5 protein-coding genes are annotated in these 20,023 nt (G+C 55.0%); 3 read left to right on the top strand and 2 right to left on the bottom strand.

All coding sequences use genetic code 11. The features are described from left to right. Nucleotides 1-16,929 (bottom strand): PKD domain-containing protein (locus KOR42_RS23645; protein ID WP_146512309.1); only part of this gene is annotated, 16,929 nt, incomplete at its 3' end. 362 nt (nt 16,930-17,291) lie between these two features. On the opposite strand from KOR42_RS23645, the gene KOR42_RS27030 reads away from it, so the two are divergent. Both KOR42_RS27030 and KOR42_RS23640 read left to right on the top strand, forming a co-directional pair. Beyond that, a complete protein-coding gene (locus KOR42_RS27030) occupies nt 17,292-17,456 on the top strand; it encodes a hypothetical protein (protein ID WP_197441516.1) in 165 nt (54 codons plus the stop codon). Nucleotides 17,457-17,756: 300 nt separating this feature from the next. Next, nucleotides 17,757-18,149: a hypothetical protein gene (locus KOR42_RS23640; protein ID WP_231741097.1), complete on the top strand. Its 393-nt coding sequence runs from the start codon at nt 17,757-17,759 to the stop codon at nt 18,147-18,149. A 62-nt stretch (nt 18,150-18,211) separates the two neighbouring features. On the opposite strand, the gene KOR42_RS23635 is transcribed toward KOR42_RS23640, so the two are convergent. Next, nucleotides 18,212-19,276, bottom strand: coding sequence for an integrase core domain-containing protein (locus KOR42_RS23635; RefSeq protein ID WP_146512307.1), 1,065 nt, complete (start codon nt 19,274-19,276; stop codon nt 18,212-18,214). Between the two features lie 356 nt (nt 19,277-19,632). On the opposite strand from KOR42_RS23635, the gene KOR42_RS23630 reads away from it, so the two are divergent. Continuing rightward, complete coding sequence (locus KOR42_RS23630) at nt 19,633-19,938, top strand: hypothetical protein (RefSeq protein ID WP_146512306.1); 306 nt, start codon at nt 19,633-19,635, stop codon at nt 19,936-19,938. The last annotated feature ends 85 nt before the right edge of the window (nt 19,939-20,023 follow it).

Genomic DNA, 20,023 nt, shown 5'->3' with positions numbered 1-20,023 from the left:
TCTTTTCGGCCCCAATAGGTCAGCGAATCCGGGATCAAGCCCTTGGGAAGTCCAAGCATTTTCAACGGAGAACAGGAACCCTTCACGAGTGCCATCAGGCAATGTGACATAGAGATTCGTGTAACCGGCCCGAAATGGAATGTATCCTGCAAACCCTGGCCCTGGGTTGTCGAAATGATAATCGACTTCGATCTGAGTATTGGTGACGTCAAGCGTCCAGCCGTAACCGAAGTCTTTCGATTTGTCGCTATTGAGTGAGTTGTATGTTCGGGTCACAACAATGGGGATGCCAGCGACCGGAATCTCCAGATCGATAAAGGAAACGCGATTACTACCGAGTTTGATCTTGCTTTCGATAGTGATCGAGTAAGACGACTTCGTTGTGTTGCCGCCGCTATCGGTGGCAATCAGTTCCAGATCATAGAAGCCATCGGGATACAGATTCGGATCAACGGTCGCAATCACGCCCTGTGTGAATGAGCCGGTTCCACTTGCGATTTCGATCGGAGTGGCGTCGCTATATTTCTGGCGAAGCTGCAGGGTCCAGAACAACCCAGTCGGTTGATCATCACTGACGGTGCCGGTCACATCAAAAGGCGTCGTGTAGGGCGGGTCATCGCCCATAAATCCAAGCAGATCGACCGTTGGTCCTGTGTAGTCATCTGGATTGGTGATCTGAATCGTATCGACCGTGGTGGCGGAGTTTCCGTTGATGTCCGTCGCCGTCGCTTCGACCTTGAGCATTCCGAAGGAATTCACGATGACTGTTCCAACAAAATTGCCATCGAGCGGGACTTCCTGACCCAGCGGAATGATCTGGCTGCCGGTGTCGAGCTCCACCAGCTTGAGAGTTCGGGTGACGACAGCGACATCATCAACCGCATTGACTTTGATGTCGAGAGGAACACCGGTATCGACAGGACCAGGAGAGAACTCGACCGAAACTTCAGGGGGCGTCTGGTCTTCGACGACGGTCAACTGGAACGACTCCATGTCCCACATCCCACGGTGATCCGCGACGTTTACGTCCACGGTATAGCTACCGAGGTCACTGTCATCCGTCATCCAGGTGATGCGCCCCAACGGGTCAATCGTCATTCCGCGTGTCACGGATGCCTGATCGAGCGAATACGTCAGAAAGTCGTTGTCAGAATTCGTGACTTCGACATCATAACGGTAGGTCGCGCCGCCAGAGATCGTGACTTGTCCGATTGGCGAAATGATCGGCGGAACATTCGCGGGCCGCGCCAGGACAGCGAACGATTGCACCGCCTGCAGACCACCAGCGTCCGTCGCTGTCAATACGAACACGATCGATTGGTTTTCCACCAACGAATCCGGAGTCCAGGTGAAGAACTTGCCTGGCTCGTTGAAGATCACACCGTTCGGCATGCCGTTGGGAGCAGTCAATGTCCAGGACAACGTTGATGGGTCTTCGTCGTTGGCATGGAAGTCGTACCGAAATTCGACTCCGATTTCAGATTCGACTGCTGGCTCGGTCGTGATGATCGGGACTTGATTGAGCGGAGCAGAGAGAATCGAGATCACAAACGACTGTTCGACCGCCGCCACTCCATTGGAGACTGTGACCGTCACAGGTTGCTGGCCGATTTGCGACGAGGTCCAGGTCAGCTGTCCAGTAGCAGGGTCAATTGCGACACCTGCTGCCTCGGATACAGCATCCAGCTCGAACAGGAGCGGCAAATCTTGCGGATCGGTGGCAGAGACCCAATATTCCCATTGCTGCCCAATGACGGCGACCGGAACTGGCGTCGGAGTTGTCGTTGGTGGCCGGAACGTCCCCCGTACCGCGATCGCTTGCTCTAGGATATCGAATCCCCCATAAGCGTCGGCGGCAAGAATCCGAATGACTTGTTCGCCGATCTGCTCGGTGGGAGGTGTCCAGGAGAATTGCCCTGTCGCCGCATCAATCACAAGATTGTCAGGGCCTTCCAGCAGTGACCACCAGATGGAATCTCCATCCACATCGTCGCCTGTCAGAGTGAGTGTGATTTCTTGATCGACTGTGGCCACACTCGGAAGTGTTGAGGTGATCGTGGGCGGACTATTCGTCGATTCATGAGTGACAAAGAGTTCGAATGTCTGTTCATCGCTCCCACCGCGTCCATCTTCGACTCGTATCGTGTACGGATACGCAGCAGCTCGAATGTCATCAGCGGTTGTCTGCCAGGAGATCCAGCCGTCGTCCGTGATCGTCATTCCGTTGGGACCGCTGATCAGGCTCCAGCTGAGCCGATCCTGATTGAGGTCCGTGGCAGTAAACCGTTGCACGAACGTCCACTCACCGCGAATCGAAGAACGTGGAATCGTCTCGATCGTAGGAGCCTGATTCGTCGCGGAGAGAACCGTGACGTCCCAGCTGAAGTCGGTGGTCCCTCCTTCGTCATCAGTCGCAACGGCGGAAATGGTAAACGTTCCCAGAATCGGAATTGGCCAAGAGACCGCTCCGCTGGCATCAATTTGGAGACCGGTCGGACCATTCGTCAGAGACCAGGTCACTGGTTGCTGGCTGTCGGGATCAATAGCAGCGAGTTGTCCAGAATAGAGCTCACTCTCTGTGGCCACGCTGGCAGGGGAATCGAGCACGATTGGGAGTTGATTGGAGGAACTCACGGAAATGTCGAAACGTTGCGTGACCACTCCCAGCTTCGTGTCTCGCAGGACAATCACGACGGGATGTGGCCCCCCCACCTGATCGGCGCTGGGGCGCCAGGAGATGACTCCGCTATTCGGTTCAATCGCCATTCCATGTGGAGCGACCCCCAACGAAAACTGAAGTGGATCCTGATCGAAGTCACGCACCAAGGGTGCATACCGATACAAGACTCCGACCTCGGCGGTTTCAGGCGGCAATCCGAGGAATTCCGGCGCATGATTGATCGGTAGTGGCGTGGTCGGCTCCGCCACACTCAGCTCAATCCAGGAGAGGGTGCGTCCTCCCCGACCATCGATCGCACTCACCAGGATGGTGTGGGAGCCAATGTCATCGATCGTAGGTGTCCAGGTCAGAAAGCCATTCAACGGATGCATTTCCATTCCGCCGGGAATGCTGGCTCCCGTGACGGCATCTGCAATGAGCCCCCAGGTGATAACGTCGTTGTCGGGATCGTGTCCGGACATCTGAATTTGGAACGGTCGACCGACTTCGAGATCAAATGGGCCTGCGGCATCAATGATAGGGGCGGTATTTCCGGCAGCCGTGTCTCCGACTGTCACGGTCCAGGTCTGGATATCAAAGCCACCGCGATCATCTTCAACGCGGACTGTGAATTCGTAATCACCAGTCGACTCGACATCCCAGACCAGGTGACCCGTCGTGTCGTCGAACGTGGCTCCGTGGTCCTCTCCCACCAACGTGTAGATCAAGGGATCGCCATCCGGATCGTAGGCATCGGCGTCGTATTCGTACGCGGGTCGAATCGTGATGGGGATCGAACCGAGAATCCGTTCCGGGCTACCGGACCGGATGAATTCCGCATCAAAGGCATACGCTCCACCGTCTCCTGTCAAAGCAACGTCTGCAATCAGATCACCATTTTCGATGCGGAGATCTACGATTTCGATCGGAGCGTCCGGATCGGAGAAGATGAGGTCGATTGGTGATTCGGAATGAATCCCGGCCAGGTAGTCGACGAACGCAGTCGTGAATGAGGTCGTCGTCGGGCCTGCGAGTGAAATCTTTGGCAAGGACCAAACCGACCCGTCGACTAGGTCGGCCAGGGCGACGTAGTCGCCGAGAGTCCCGCCGGAACCAAACACCTCGACATCAAAGACCTGGACGTTTTCTGATGATTCGACGGTGTAGCCACCAATCCCATCTGCCCGAAACGCGAGTTTTCGCGATCCGTCTGGCACATATCCCAGCGTGTCGAGACCGTTGACGTCAATGTTCACGCCGATGACCGAATGAAATGGAATCCCACCTTCTTCAAGGACTCCTTGTGCAGTTTCTGCCCGATCTCCACCGTCGTCATCCTCGTCAGTGACAAAGATGATGTGCTTCAACGTGTCAGGTCGGTAGTTGATATGCAGCGCTGCCTGTTCGAGCGCATCGTATCCAAGTTCTTCATCCCCATCCGCGTCAAGCAGTGGAATCCGGGACGCGATTTTTGCGGAATTCCCCCAGGGCGAAGATTCGAATCTGGCCGACTCTCCCGATTGACCCAGGAACCGGAATACCTGAGCATCCAGTGCCGATCCAAATGACCCCTCAATCGAGCCTTCCCAATCGATCATCGACGCGTAGCCGACATCGGTGATGTGGAAACCAAAATTGCCGGTCGCCCCGCCGTTGCCAGTGATGCGGACAGTGTATGTGCCTGAGGAGGTCAGTGTCGTCAAATCTGAATAGCTGTTCAGGTTCGACGCACTTGTCAACGGGCTGTAGCCCACCGAGAGTACGGACGCGCCACTCGGATCCAGCACCTGCATCGTGAAATAGTCGGAATCCGACTCTCGCCAGGCGAAGTGCAGCCGCTGCCCGTCGAGACCAGCGAACTGATAATCGACGACTTCACCCGAGGTGGAAATCGTGCCGGTCGTCGTGGCGTTGACGATGGAGTTGGGGTCCGTTGTGGCGGTACTGACCAGGAACTCGAACGCCGGACTCGTGCCGATGGCGTCCGCCCCTTCAATGAGAATTGTGTATGTTCCGTCAAGTTCGATCGGACGGACTGTCGGCGGGTCTGACATCCGTTGAGTCAGAATGATTCTTCCACGTGGGTCCACCAGACTCCAAAGCGTCTGATTTCCGCCGGTCCAGTTGGTCGGACCGTACTTCAAAAGGTCTCCCGCATCGGCAGTGAATTTCAAAGATGTGGTGGACAGACCGGTTGAGAGCTGACCCGTGGCGGACTGATCGATCGTTATCGCGGGGACGTTGGTGAGGTTGAGCAGTTGGAACTCGTAAGCGGCTGTGGCTGCGGACACGCCTTCGACAACAAGTGAATAGGTCCCCGGTAGCAAGTGGAAGACTGGCGAACCCGATTCCAGATCGCCAGCATTGGACTGATCAAAGCGTCGTTCCGCGACCGGCTGCACGTCGCAACCAATCAGTGACCACGCGATATCCGAGTTGCTGGAAAGGGCATCAAAGTAGACGTTCGTTCTGGTGCGGACTGCAAACTCGTAGACGTGCTGCTCGCCAGCGGATGCGATTGTCGCAGCGACCGGTTGGTCCAGGGTCAACGATTGTGTCGTCTTGACGACAGGCTGAATCAGCAGCCCGTAGTCGGCAGCGGTGGTTTCGTCGATTGCCGCTTCGACCAGAATGTGATACGTCCCCGATTCAATCAGAGTATGTCGACCCGCATCCGTTCCAGTTGGCTCGGCGAAAACGGTTCGTCCTAGGGGATCGACCAACCGCCATCGGCCAGAACTATTGCCTGTCCAGTTCGAATTCAGAAAATAGAACTCCTCTCCGTTTGTTGCCGAAAAGCTGCGAATGACAGTCCCTGAATTCGGTGTGACCTGACCGCTCGCTGTCTGTCCGATCGTGAGGGGCTGAGCAGCATTCGCGACATCCAGCAGCCGGAACTGTGCCTGTCCACTGGAGGAAGACGTTCCGAAAACTGTCAGCGAATACGTTCCTGGCTCAAGCGTGAACACCAGATCAGAACCTTGCCGACTCGATCCGCTTGCACCGGAAAACGCTTGCGCCCGTATGAATTCTCGCGTGTCATCAGCCAACGACCAGAAGAGATCAGAACGATCGCTGAAAGAGTCAAAACTGAGTAATGTCTGTGCAGACAGCGTGAACTCAAATCCGACCGTGCTTCCCAGCGAAACGTCGGCAACTGTCGTTGCGCCCAGAATCAGTGGCGTCAGTGAGGCGGAAGTTTCGGTGATTGAGAACGCGTAATTTGCTGAACTCGCGCTGTCCGCGAGGTCGCCTTCAATCAGAAATGTCCATGACCCTTCGGCATCCAGCGTCACCAGCGTCTGACCAGTCTGCAGCGGTTGACCATCGAGAACTTTGCCGAATGGACTGACGAGTCTCCAGCGTCCTCCACTGGCACCAGTGAATGAGGTGACATCAACGACAAGTGATTGGCCGATCTCCCCATCAAACGACCAACCCGCCGTTTGATTCGCGGGCACAAGGGTTCCCGTTGTGCTACCGGTCACCGGTAGCGGCGCAGCCACTGAAAGATCAGCCAACTGGAATTCATAGCCGCCGGTGGCAGTTCCGATACCGTTGACGATCAATTCATAGTCACCCGCCAATAAATCGAAAACCGCATCCTCATCGGCGACATCACCAGCGTCCGATTGATCGAGTGACCGATCCAAAACGATTGTTCCTTCTGGTCCAATAAGTGACCAGGCAATCGTCCCACTTCCTTGCAGAACATCCAGCGTTGTCAGTGTCCGGTCGGTGAGAGTGAATAGATATCGGTCCTGCTGCCCGATCGATGCAATGCTTCCGCTCTGGCTTGTATTGAGCAGCAGGTTTGCACTATTCACCACTTCCGGGACAACATTGAAGGTCAATTCGTGAGGAGATGAACTTCCCGCCGGGGCATCGAACACGAGCGTGTATGTCGCTGTCTCCGCCAGGACGACTCGTCCCCCATCGACTCCCGAAGTGACGTTGAACAACACGTTCCCCGTCGGGTCGAGCAGATTCCATCGTCCAGAGGAGGTGGTACTCGACTGGTGATCAAAATAGAATGCGTCACCGGCTGCAGCGGTAAACTGGTACGCTTTGGAGCCGGAACCAGGATCCACATTGGCTGTGGTGACAGTCCCAGGGGTCAGAGTACTGGCGCTGGTGAGGTCGACGACCTGAAAGTCGTAGGTTCCTGTGGCATAGCCGGGATTGGCTTCGATTTCCAGCTCGTAGAGACCGGCGGGAACGGTATGTCGGCCCGGTGTCGTCAGGTTTAACACACTATTCGTAACCACCGCGCCGTAAGGTCCGGTCAACGAATACCGAATGTTCATTCCCCCCAATCGCTCAATCTGGATCAGAGACGGGTCGCTCAAGGTGAAATGAAAAAAGTCGGATTCATACTGCGCAGCGAGCGTATCTGTGACAGGGGAACCGAGTGTGAGCGCCATACCGGTCCCGGACGGGGCGGCGGTGTTGCCCAGGAACGTCACCTCGAAGCCATACGTTTTCGTCAATGTTGTGGCGACGTAACGATTCACGACAAGCAGGTAATCTCCCGATTGAGTCAATCGGACCGGGCCGACTTCGCCGCTGGGATTGTTGACCAGTTCGCTGAAGACAACGTGCCCTGCCGGATCGTAGAGGGTCCAGGTTCTGGGATCGTTGTAAAATGTGTACGGAGTCTGGAAGTCAAACTCGTCTCCGGCGGTCGCCGTGAATTGAAAGAAATCGTGCAGATTGCGTTCCGTCCCTGGCACGTCCCTGGAGAACGGGCTGCCGATCGTCAACGCTTCGTTTTCAGCGCCTCCAATTCGATGCAGCTGGAGTTGGAACGACATCGAGTTCAATCCCGTATTGAAGATGCGGAGTTGATAGTCGCCTGGATTGAATCGCTGAAACCCTTCTGTCAGTGTGGCTGTGGAGCCATCAGGCAAAGTCCATTCACCAGTCAAATAGCCGGGGATATTGACGAAGAGATCGGTCGCTTGAGTCAGGTTGAAATCGTAGCGACGAATTCCATACGAATCGGAAATCGTGTCGTTCAGTTCTCCCCAAGTCAGCGTCCCAACCGTTTCAAGATCTTGGATCGCTGTCATTTGTACCGAGACTGAACTGCTCGACTCCGTAACCAATCCATCAAAGATGAGCCAATGCGGACCCGTATGCTCAAAGTTAACTTGCTGATACTTCGGGTTGGACAGATCCTCGTTGTCGGCTTGCTGATCCCAGATGATTTCGCCGTAAGGATCGACGATCATCCGGCGACCTGCGTAAAAATTCTTATTCTTGAGTTTGGAGAAGAAATGCCAGGATTCGTCGCCAGTCACATCAACTTGATAGGCGAGTGCCCCTTTGCCACCCGGCAATGAATCGTTGTACGTCCCCGGCGTGATCGTGGTGGCCTGTTGCAAGTTTAGTAACCGAAACTGGTATGTTCCGGTCGCTCCCTGATTCCCTTCAAAGACCAATTCATAGTCTCCTGCAGGAAGGTCGGGGACCACGTGACCATGTGTGTAGTAAATTTGAGGATCGGAAGAATATCCCTCATACGCCCTCAACTCCCGCTGATCGACTTCCGTTCCCCCTGGGCCTTGGAGGGTCCAGAGCAAATTGGAATTGGAAGACATTGCATCGAAGAACAGATGTGAACGTTCCGTGAGACTGAATGAGTACACCTGTTGTTCGCCGGAGCTACTGATGGCTCCCGAGACTTCTTCGCCAAACGTCAACGCTGTCCCGCTCGCCGCAACAAACGGGAAGACGTTGAATGACAATTCCTGATCAGAGACGCGGTCAATGACGAGCAGGTAATCACCCTGATCGCTCAACTCGAACTCGCCTGGTTCGGGGTAGGTTCCGGCAAAAAATTGGCTGAAAACCTCCTCACCAGCGGGGTCAATCAACGACCAGGTTCCGAGACCATTTTGCGAAGTCACTCCGGCTTCAAAGTAAAGCGTCTGCAGATCGTCGAGTGAAAGAGAATAGACGACCGTGTCATAGCCCAAGTCCGCAGGAATCGTGGTCGTTCCAAACGTCAGCGGTTCAGCAACGGCATGCAGGTCGATCAGACGAAACGTGTAGCCAGCCGGATAGAGTTCTGAACGAGTGACATCGAGAGTGTAGTAGCCTGCCTCCAGACGAAGAACCTGATCGAGTGGTCCATCAATCGTTCCATTCGGCCCATGAATTTTCCATAATCCGGTCACTCCGGTGGAAAGGGAGTCCACGTAGACATCGGTCGGTTCATCGATCGTGAATGCGTAGCGATCAATGTCTCCCACGTTCGGAATGGCTCCGGAGACGATCTCATTGAGCGTCAGAGAAGAGGTCTGGATCATCGGTTGCACGCGATCCATCGCGATTCCAAATCCATCGACTTCGTCGATCGATTTGGGTACCAACACGAGCACGTATTCTCCATCCGCAGGAAGCGTTTCGATAAAGGAATTCCAATGATCAATCGATGCGATCTCGCTATTCTCAATCAGCACATCATTGGGATCATATAACAGTGCCGTGAACGGATGCTCGAAGGGGTTTAGCTTGTAGGAACCGTTCTCGTAGGGGATGAGGGCAAAACGATTGTCATGGATCCCCTGTGCCTGCAGCCGCGCATCAAGATCGGTCACCATCGTAGCGATCCAATCGTGCTCGGTCGTCATTGAGCCAGATTCGTCAACCACAATCACGATGTCCGCAGAATGCGCGCTCTGTTGATCAAGTGACAACAAGAACTGCTCGAATTTCTCTTCACCCCGAGTCAGGCTGAGGTCCAATCGGGTCGGATCGACATTTCCCAGCGGGGGATTCGACGAGAGATCCGGAATCGTGTACTGCTCGGACGGTTCTGTTGTAATTATTGGATTCTGGTTATTCGGATCAGGATGCACGATGATCCGATAGTTCTGACGTGTCACGCCCCCCCGACCATCAGAGACTTGAACGGTGACCTGCCGGAACCCGGCGGCCAGATCATCGGGAGTCGGCGTCCAGGTGTAGAAGCCACTCTCCGCGTCAACGACTGCGAAGCCACTTGGTCCTGAGGCGACAGAGAACGCCAGTTCATCCCCGTCCGGATCGAATGCAGACGCTGGATAGACATATTGCTCACCGACGTAGGCATCGACTTCCGGTATCGAGGTGAACTCAGGTAGCTGGTTCTGTTGACCATCAGTGATCGTGACCGAGAACGATTGGAAGTCGTCTGCACCATGCGGATCGACGACTCGAAGCACGACCGGATAACTCCCCAGAGAGGTGGAACCCGTCTCCCATTCCGCATCACCGGTGTCAGGATCAATCGTCAGCCCGGCAGGACTATTCACCACGAAATACTGTAAAGGGTCTTCGTTCGGATCGCTGGCGGTCGCACCATAGATCCAAATTCCGCCTGTTGGCACTTCGGTGTGGGGAGTGCTGGTGAAGGTAGGCGCTTGATTCAATTCCCCATACAGCTTCAGCGTATAGCTGAACTGAATTTCGTCCAGATTCTCAAACCGCAGGACCACATTGGATACGGTTTCCCCAGGATCCAGAGTTGGACCGACAGACGCCTCGGCAATCTGACTGAGATTGTAGTAGGGTGATCCATTCTCCAGAAATCCATCGGGTTCGACGAGTGTCACCGCCGCCGAGGAAATGTTTTCGACAGCGAGAATCAGCGGAAGGTGAACCGGATAACTCCCGACGTGGTTGAGATTGAGGCCGATATGCAAGGTTCCGCTGCCATCGGCGTATGAAGTTGTCTGGTATTCCACGTCGACGCTCGGCGTGACGTCCGCTAGCCCTGAGAAGTCGACAGCGCCTGGCTCCGTAGCGAAATCTTGAGGGACTGCCGACCCGAGCGGGCCAGGTGTGACCTGTTCAAACTCAACTTCAGGAACAATCGCCACCTGAGTCGTGGTGTCACTATCATTGTTGACGAGTCGAGCCAGCAATGTCGCCGCGAATCCTGCCGGAAATTGTGTGAGGTCCACCTGGACGTGACCGAGGCCCTCATCAAAGGTCGTGGTGACACCCATCGCCTCGGGAAGTTCCTCGGAGATGTTGAAGAACGCATCGCGTCCGTTGCCAATCGTGGGGACGAGGGGCTGTCCAACGCTGTCGACGAGGGCGAGTTCGAATGCGTCGTTGATCCCTGTCAGATCTGAAGTGTCAAAGCTCAGGGCGAAGAAGTAGAACGAGGCTTTCGACGGTGAGGCCGGGACAGTCACGTCAATGGAATCCTCAACGTGAAAGTCCGTGTTTTCGACCAATAGACGACCGACATACACTTTGTGGCTGTTCGATAAATAGGTGCCGTCCTCGTCCGTGGCTGTGGCGGTCACGACACGAATTCCTGGGTCAGCATACTGATGAGTCCATGACGTCGGATTCCCTGCAACGACTTCGCTGTGTCCGTCACCCCAGTCAATCGTCCAACTCGTGATCGTGTCCTGACCCGGGTCCAGATTTGACATGTTGAGCGTGTACGTTGTGTCCTCCAGAACATAACGGTTCCCGCTCAGCGTCAGCGTAGGCGCCACATTCTGAACGCTCACCTGATGAGAATTCGAAGAGTAGGTTCCATCCTCATCCGTCGCGGTCGCAGAGATCGTGTAGGAGTTGGGGCCATCGGCGTAAACATGTCCCACGACCGGCGGCGCATCATGTATCGTTTGGATGGTGCCATCACCCCAGTCGATTGTCCACGACGCGATCGTATCCGCTCCAGGATCCAGGACGCTGAGTGTGAGGTTGTAGACCGCCCCTTCCAGCGCTGTCGCGTTTCCACTAATCGTGAGGATTGGATCAACGTTCTCGACAGCAACCGAAACGGAATTCCCGGCAGCGTAGGTGCCGTCCTCATCTCGCGCCGTCGCCGTGATCGTATAGAAGTTGTCTCCGTCAGCGTAGGTATGAGTTGCCGTCGTCGCCGAGCCAGCAATGCTGGAGGTCGTTCCATCACCCCAGTCGATGATCCACTCGATCAAACTATCGTCACCTGGATCACTACTGGAGAGACTCAAGACATATTGTGAACCCTCAGCAGCTGTCTCCGGACCTGACAACAACAAAGTAGGGTCAACATTCGAGACGTTGACGCTCCAGGCATTCGAAGAATGAACCCCGTCTTCATCTGTCGCCGTCGCTTGGATCGTGTAGGTCTGCGGACCGTCAGAGAAGACGTGCGTTATCTGGCTCGGATTGCCATTGATGGTCTGAACGGTTCCATCTCCCCAACTGATCGTCCATTGAGTGATCGTGTCGGGACCAGGATCCTGACTGGCCAGGTCAAGGACGTACAAGCCTCCTTCGACTGAGGTCGCTGAACCGGAAATCGTCAATGTCGGTGCGACGTTTCGGACCATTACGTCATGGCTGTTCGAGACGAACGTCCCGTCCTCATCAATGGCAAACGCGACGACCGAATGGCTGGCATTTCCATCCAGATACGTGTGGTCCACGCTCCCGGGATTGCCGATGATCGTGTCGGTCTGTCCGTCGCCCCAATCGATAAACCACTCGACAATCGTCTCCTGGCCAGGATCGCTTGTGGAAAGGTTCAGGGTATAGGGACTCCCCTCATCAACGATTCCAGTTCCGGAAATCACGACACTTGGAGCGACATTCGTCACGGTGACGCTCAGACTGTTTGAAGAATAGAGGCCATCTTCATCAGTGGCCGTGGCGGTAATCGTGTGACTGTTCAACCCATCCGCATAGGTGTGCTGGACAGAGCTTGGCTGACCAGACACGGTCGTCGTGTTGCCGTCCCCCCAATTGATTGTCCATGAGGTGATCGTGTCACGACCTGGATCAGAACTTTGGAGCGCCAATAGGTAGGGACTTCCTTCAGCAACCGAAGAAGCTCCGCTGATCGTGGGCGCCGGAGCGACGTTCGCGACAACCACGAGAATCGAATTGCTTCGCCAGGTTCCATCTTCATTGGTCCCCCGAGCGGAAATTCGATAGGTGGCGTCACCATCCAGATAAACATGATCGGCGCTGGTCGGACTTCCCGTCACTGTCTCGAGCCGGCCATCCCCCCAGTCGATGATCCATTCACTGACCGTGTCCTGACCTGGATCACTCACCTCAAGTTGGAGCGTGTATGGGGCTCCTTCCAAAGCGTTTGATGGACCACTGAGGGTGAACGTCGGAGCGACATCGATCACCTGTACGTTGAGAGAATTTGAAGCAAAAGTTCCATCTTCATCGGTAGCGGTCGCCGAAATCGTATAGTTCTGCAGATCATCGGCAAAAATGTGAGTGACTGAACCAGGATTGCCAGCGACCAGCTCGGTTTGGCAATCGCCCCAATTGATCGACCAGGAAGCGATGGTGTCAGCGCCTGGGTCATTTCCATCAAGCTGGAGTGTGTAGACGCTGCCTTCCAAGACCGACGCTGGACCAGAGATCAGAGGATTTGCGACATTGTTCACCGTGACCGTGAGTGCATTCGATGCGTAGCTGCCATCCTCGTCGGTGGCGGTCGCAGTGATCGTGTGAGTGAGCGGTCCGTCAGCAAAGACATGAGTCACCCGCTGCGGACTTCCGGTGACAGTGGATGTCGTGCCATCGCCCCAATCGATTGTCCAGATTTCAATCGTGTCCTTGCCGGGATCTGCGGCATTAAGCTGCAAGGAATAGGCGGCCCCCTCCGAGGTGGTCGCTGCGCCGGTAATTGTGAGTGTCGGCGCAGAATTATTGACGACCAGGACGAACGGTGTGGCAAGATACGTTCCATCTTCATCGGTGGCGGTCGCGCGAACTGTATAATTCAATCCGTCAACGTAGTTATGAGAGACTGAGGGGGGATTGCCAGAGACCGTTTCGGTATTTCCGTCACCCCAATCAATCCACCATCCAGAGATCGTGTCGCTGCCTGGGTCGAGACTACTCAGGTTGAGCGTGAAGCTGTCTCCTTCGGAAATCGGTGAAGACCCATTGAGCGTGAGCGTCGGCGCGACATTACGAATCTGAACGGTCACGGAATCTGCTGGATAGTTGGTCGATCCGTCCGACGCTGTGGCCGAGATTGTGGCGACACTGTCTCCATCGGAATATGTGTGCGTCACGCTGAGCGTTGATCCGCTGAACGTTTCGGTGATGCCGTCACCCCAATTGACATCCCAAGAGGTGATGCCAGCTGCGCCGTTCAGATCGAGTGTGAATGTCGATCCTTCGTCAATCACGCCAGACCCCAAGACCCATGCGTTGGGCGCAGACGTTCGTGTCTCGATGTTCAAGGAGTTTGCTGAGTACGTCCCATCTTCATCGGTGGCAGTCGCGGAAATTGTATAGTTCTGTCCGCTGGAGCTGTAGGTATGCGTCGTTGACGATGGATTTCCGGTGACCGTCTCGATCGTACCATCGCCCCAATTGATTTCCCATTGGGTAATTGTGTCGGCGCCGGGATCATGGCTGGTCAGCTGCAGTGTGTAACTCGCACCCGCTATTGCGAATGTTGGCCCATGAATTGTCAAATCAGGAGCGACATTACTCACCGTCACAGGCAACGGATTGGAAGCAAATGTCCCATCTTCATCGGTCGCCGTGGCCGTGATCGTGTACGAGTTGGCACCGTCAGCGTAAAAGTGAGTCAGGGATGCCGGAGAGCCGGTCACTGTGTCGGAAGATCCATCACCCCAGTTGACAGTCCATTCCTGTATCGTGTCACGACCGATATCGGTACCGCTGAGATCGAGGGTGTAAATCGCCCCTTCATCGATCGTTGTTGGGCCAGCAATTGTGACGGCGTGGTCGACGTTTGTGACCACAACCGACAGGCTGTTTGCCGCGTGCGTTCCGTCTTCGTCTGTCGCCTGCGCTGCGATGGTGTAAGTCATTGAACCATCCGCGTATGTATGGGTCACGCTTGTTGGGTTTCCGGAAATGATCTCTTCGAAGCCATCACCCCAATCAATCGTCCAGGACGTAATCGTGTCATCGGCGACCTCTGTGCTCGACAAGTTCAACGTGTAGAGACTTCCCTCGGCAATCGAAGCGTCTCCACTGATCGACAGTGCTGGCGCCACATTGCGGACGTCAACAGTTACACTGTTTGTGACATGGGTCCCATCCTCATCGGTGACACTCGCAGTAATCAACCGCTGGACAGGCCCATCATCAAAGACGTGCGTGGCCGATGTCAGATGACCGGCGATCGTCTCAATGGTCCCATCTCCCCAGTTGATTTCCCATTCGGTGAGTGTGTCTTGGCCTGGGTCATTGCTGACAAGGGCGAGTGTGTAGGTCCCTTGTTCGTCGATCGCAACTGGACCAGAAACGGAGTACGCGACAACGTTGGTGACCGTCACGGCAATGGAATTGGCCGAGAACACGCCATCCTCATCGGTGACGGAGGCGGTGATCGTGTACGATGCATCGCCATCGGCGTAGATGTGATACGCAAATGCCGGATTGCCAACCCACGTTTCGATGGTCCCGTCACCCCAGTCGATGTCCCATTGTGAAATTGAATCGAGACCGTGCTCTGTAACCGACAACGCCAGCGTATATTCGCTTCCCTCAAGGATACTCGTTGCTCCACTGACCGCAGCAACCGGCTGCTCATTAGTAACCGAGACAGCGACGGAAGTCGTGTTGTACGTCCCATCTTCGTCTGTCGCCCACGCCCGGATCGTGTGATTGGCAGGCCCATCCAGGAATTGATGCGTGACACTTGCCGGTGAGCCAGGCACGATCTCGGTGATCCCATCGCCCCAGTCAATCGTCCACTGACTGACGGTGTCATCACCCGGATCGCTGTGCGAAAGCGTCAGCACATACGAGCCCCCTTCACTGATGATTGCGGAACCCGCGATGCTGACCATCGGCAAAACGTTCGAGACGGCGACCACGACGCTATTCGATGAATGTGTCCCATCCTCATCAGTCACTGTTGCAGAGATCGTGTATCCTGGGGAATCGTCGAGAAAGACATGCGTCACCGTCGATGGATTGCCGCTGATGGTCTCGACATTGCCATCTCCCCAGTTGATCTCCCAGGCGGCAATCGTATCCTGGCCTGGATCTGAACTCGACAAGTTCAACGTATAGAGCGCGCCTTCTGAGGAGGTCGCGTCACCGGAGATGGTCAGAGTGGGCGCCACGTTGCTAACGTTGAGATTCAACGAGTTCGCTGAATGGACTCCATCTTCGTCCTCTGCCGTCGCTGTAATCTGGTAGATCGCATCTCCATCCGTGTAGACATGCGTTGCCAGGTTTGGATTGCCAGCGAGCGTTTCGACCGCGCCATCACCCCAATCAATTGTCCATTCCGAAATCGTGTCCAGGCCAGGATCTGAGCTGCTCAAAGAGAGGGAATACGTCTCACCCTCCGTGATCGAAGCGATTCCGGAAATGGTCAGCGTGGGGGCAACGTCGTCGATCTGCACGGCCAGAGAACTCACCTCACGTTTTGCCGTGATCGATTCGGCATCGCCAATTCCTGTCGGGACTTCGTTAATGTCTTGTGTCAACAGCACTCGATCGAATTTCACGCCCGCTTCTCGCATCCAGACATTCAAAGTCTGCTCGCCAGGCGCAGTAACCTGCAGTTCGATGCGTGCCACTGTTGGTGTCGTAGAAAGATGTCCCTGCCATGCCCATTGGCTATCCGTAGCCTGAACACCGGAATGCCCCAGCGTAGCAGCGGTTCCGTTCAACCCGACGTGCACCGATCCACTGCCTGTCGAACTTTCTTGGAGGTGGACCCAGACATACCAAGTTCCCGTCGAGTGAAAATCGACTTCGTAATCAAGCCTTGGACCCTCGAGTTGGTCCAGTGAACTGTAACCGTTCACCGGGCTAGAGCTAAGAAACGATGTGCCTCCGGCATTCGAGTCATTTGCCACCGACCAGCTGTGAGTCGCGGCAGAACCGGTTCCTGGTTGCTGAGCCGAAAAGTTCTCGGCTTCGATCAGGATTCGTCCATCTTGCTCCTGGAAGACATTGCCAGGTGAAAACGCTTCCGCGACGATCGTCCTTGCATTCGGACCGTCAGTGTAAACGTGGTTAGCAACCGACAGCTGACCATTCACAGTCTCGCTACTGCCATCACCCCAATTCAATTCCCACCAATCGGCTGTGGCCCCACCGTCGTCAAGCGTGAGCTGATAAAGTGAACCTTCGGGATGATTTTGATTCCCGGAAACACTTGCGGAGAGAAGCAGTCGTTTTTCCAACTGCTGAGCCGCCGATGGCAAGGAATCATGCCATCTTCGCTTGCCAGCCCGGCGTTGCCCGCTTCCCGTTGAAGCTCCTGCCATTTTACGACAAACACGTTGCAACCAATTCCGGTAGACCATCGCAAGACACCCCTTCTCCGTTTAAAGGTGATCGTGGTTGCGCGCGCCTATTACGTTGAGCGAGGCCAAAAGTGATGAGATCTTTGGGATGCTATAAGGAGAGCGCTATTTTGCTATCGGAAAAGTTTTGCCCTGACCCAGCCCAGTCTTTGGTATGGTTCGTATAGCTCGCGATTCCGAATCGCCAATGTTTTCAATTTTCGTTTGGACTATCACCGACCTATTCGAAGATTTGAGGAGCGATCGATAAAATTGCGGTGAAGGTCGGGGTTTGTAAAACACCATCTCTAATCTGTAGACATCGGCCAGAAACGTATCGCTTTCCGGAGGGATGATTTTCGGAATAAAAGTGTAGCGCCCAGATGATCACTTGTTGTCAGAAGTGGGCGGGAATCCGTCGTCGTGTGCTCAATAACGAGATCAGCAAGCGTGCCGCGTGCCGTGAGTACGACATGCATTGGAAGACACTGGAGAAGATCTTCGTGCACAGCGAGCCACCGGGGTATCGGCTCTTCGGTCAGTCATAGCCTCAAACTCACACCGTCCAGATATCCGATTGGGCGAGATGGCCCGAAGGATTCGATTCTCTTCTTTGAGGTCAGCCAGCTGACAGACCAGTTCCTGACGAGTGGCGGAGGCCAGCAAAGCCAATAACGGATGAAAAATGCGTCCCATCGTGGTACGGTCGTGATCTTGCGGAATGCTGTAAAATCCGGGGAATCAGAGTTTTTTACCCCGCTGGAAAGCCGGCCAGGATACCCCGCCGGGCGATTCCAGCCGACCGCCACGGGATGGTCTATCGTTCCCGGGGCCAAGACGTCTCGGAGATGAGAGGTTGGCAACTGCACTACGAAACAATTTCAAAACTTCAAGAGGATCTTCTGGCTCTGAGGAAGCGATTTCCCACTCACGGTCTCTGCTTAGGAGGAGATTTGAACCAGAGCCGGGATGGCTACGTCTGGCCGTGGGGACGTCAATGGTATGGAACTCGCCAAGGTCGAGAACTCCTCACCACCTGTCTGAGTCAAGCCGACATGATTTGTGTGACAGAGCAAGATTTCACTTCCACGGGGAAGTTGAAGAACAAATCGACAATCGATCACCTCTGCTTGACTCGGTCCTGGGCCTCTCGGCTGTTGCACGTCGACGTCTGGGAGGCGGAGCTGCTGGGAGCCGAGCCTATCTCCGACCATAACGGTGTGTATCTCAACCTTGGCTGACGTTTCCACGGAGACGATCCGTTCCGGTTGACATCAATCCGCCGATTCCGTCCTGGAACCAATCAGGCCGCCTTCCGCTGGTAATGCCGCAACAGTCCGCCCAGCCTCGTCCGGCATTCGATCGGGATAGTGTCCGGCGGATCGTCTTTCCGTTCCGGCCAGTCTCCGGTGAGAGGGACGTTGCCCATCGTCTGATGTGGTCGTTCGGTGTGGTAGTACTCCACGTACTCTGACACCAGATAGTCGAAGTGCTCATCACCGAACACGATGAAGTGATCCAGTGCTTCCTGCTGCAGACTCTGGATGAACCGCTCGATGTGCGCTTGCAGATTCGGCGCACGGATGCTGTTTTTCTTCACTTTGATCCCCGCGTCGCGGAACAACTTGTCGAAACCGGATCGGTAGATCCCATCCCGATCACGGAGCAGAAGCGTGACCTCCTGTCCGTTGGCTTTCACATGCTCGACAAACTTCTTCGCCTGGTCCTTCATCCACATAGCGTTCGGTTTTCGCGTGCATTTGGTCACATGGACCTTGCGGCTGCCCAGATGGAGAAACACCAGCACAAAGTACTGCTGCAGGCCGAACTTGGTGACGATTCGCTTTGAGAAGAAGTCGCATTGATACAGCGTGTCCGCATGCCGCTTCAGAAACTCATGCCAACTGTCCGGACCACGATCGGGACCGGGGTTCAGGCCGTGGGCTTTCATGATCCGTTTGACGGTGTTGCGTGACGGTGGTTTGAGGCCGAGTTTCTTGATCTCTCCGATCACGCGGGTGTAGCCCCAGCCGGTCTCGGTAGCAATTTTCACGATGAGGTTCTGAATCGATTCCGCTGTCCGTGGTCGGCCCATTTTCTTCGGAACATGTCCCTTCCGTTCGTTTCGGAGCCAGCGGAGATAAGTATTGTACGAAACGATCGAGATCAAGTGTTTCAGGTCGCTGCCGATGGCATGGCCCAGTTTCATCAGTCGCACCTTCTCTTCCTCGTCGAGGAAAATCCGCTTCTTTTCGACTCGCTTACGAAGCATCTGATTCTCGGTTTTGAGCCATTCAATTTGACGAATCAGTTCGTTGCGGGTGCAGCGAGCGAGCAGAAAGAGCAGCGGTTGGACGAGTCGTCTCATCGTGATAAACTCCACGCGAAGCGGTCGTGTTAGGCAGTTGTTTCAAACTATTGATACACCGCGGGAACGCTTAATGGTTACCACAACAGTGCACTATTTGAGTCGTTCTCTCTTCCTTTTCACTCTTGGCCGCAGGGTTTGCGCAGCTTCTCATCGGAGTGAATATCGCGCCAGTTGTTAATCAACCGGGATGATGTTCGAAGTGGCCCACTCGTTTTGAAGGGGAGCAGGAATGCGCGATCTGTCGTAACTCGTTAAGCAACCTTCATTTCAGCGATTCTTTCGAGCGCGAGTCGTTACGAACTCGGTATGGCACGGGGAGGTGGAGCTTCAATCAACAACGGACCAACAACACGGTGAATGAAATTACCGACATCGCGGAAACGGCAGGTCCCAGCTGGGCCACTCCCGCGTACGACGTCAAAGGCAACATGACAACGCTCCCGCAGCCGGACGATCCGACGGGGACCTACTCGGCCACCTACGACGCCTGGAACCGTCTGGTGAAGCTTCAGGACGGTGCTACGACGGTGCTACGACGGTGCAGGAGAATGAATACGATGGACTTGGCGTGCTCCCCATTTTCTGATCCAGATGTTATGAGAGTCAATCGACCGATTTTGGTTCGAGGAGACTTTGATGACGAAGCGACGACGACGTAAGCCTGAGCAGATTGTGAAGCTGTTGCAGGAGGGGCAAGCGATGTTGGCGGCAGGAAAGTCGCTGGCTGAGGTGTTGCAGAAGCTG

It is taken from the genome of Thalassoglobus neptunius, assembly GCF_007859735.1.
Taxonomy (GTDB): Bacteria; Planctomycetota; Planctomycetia; order Planctomycetales; family Planctomycetaceae; genus Thalassoglobus; species Thalassoglobus neptunius.
This window is presented reverse-complemented; position numbering and strand designations above follow the sequence as displayed.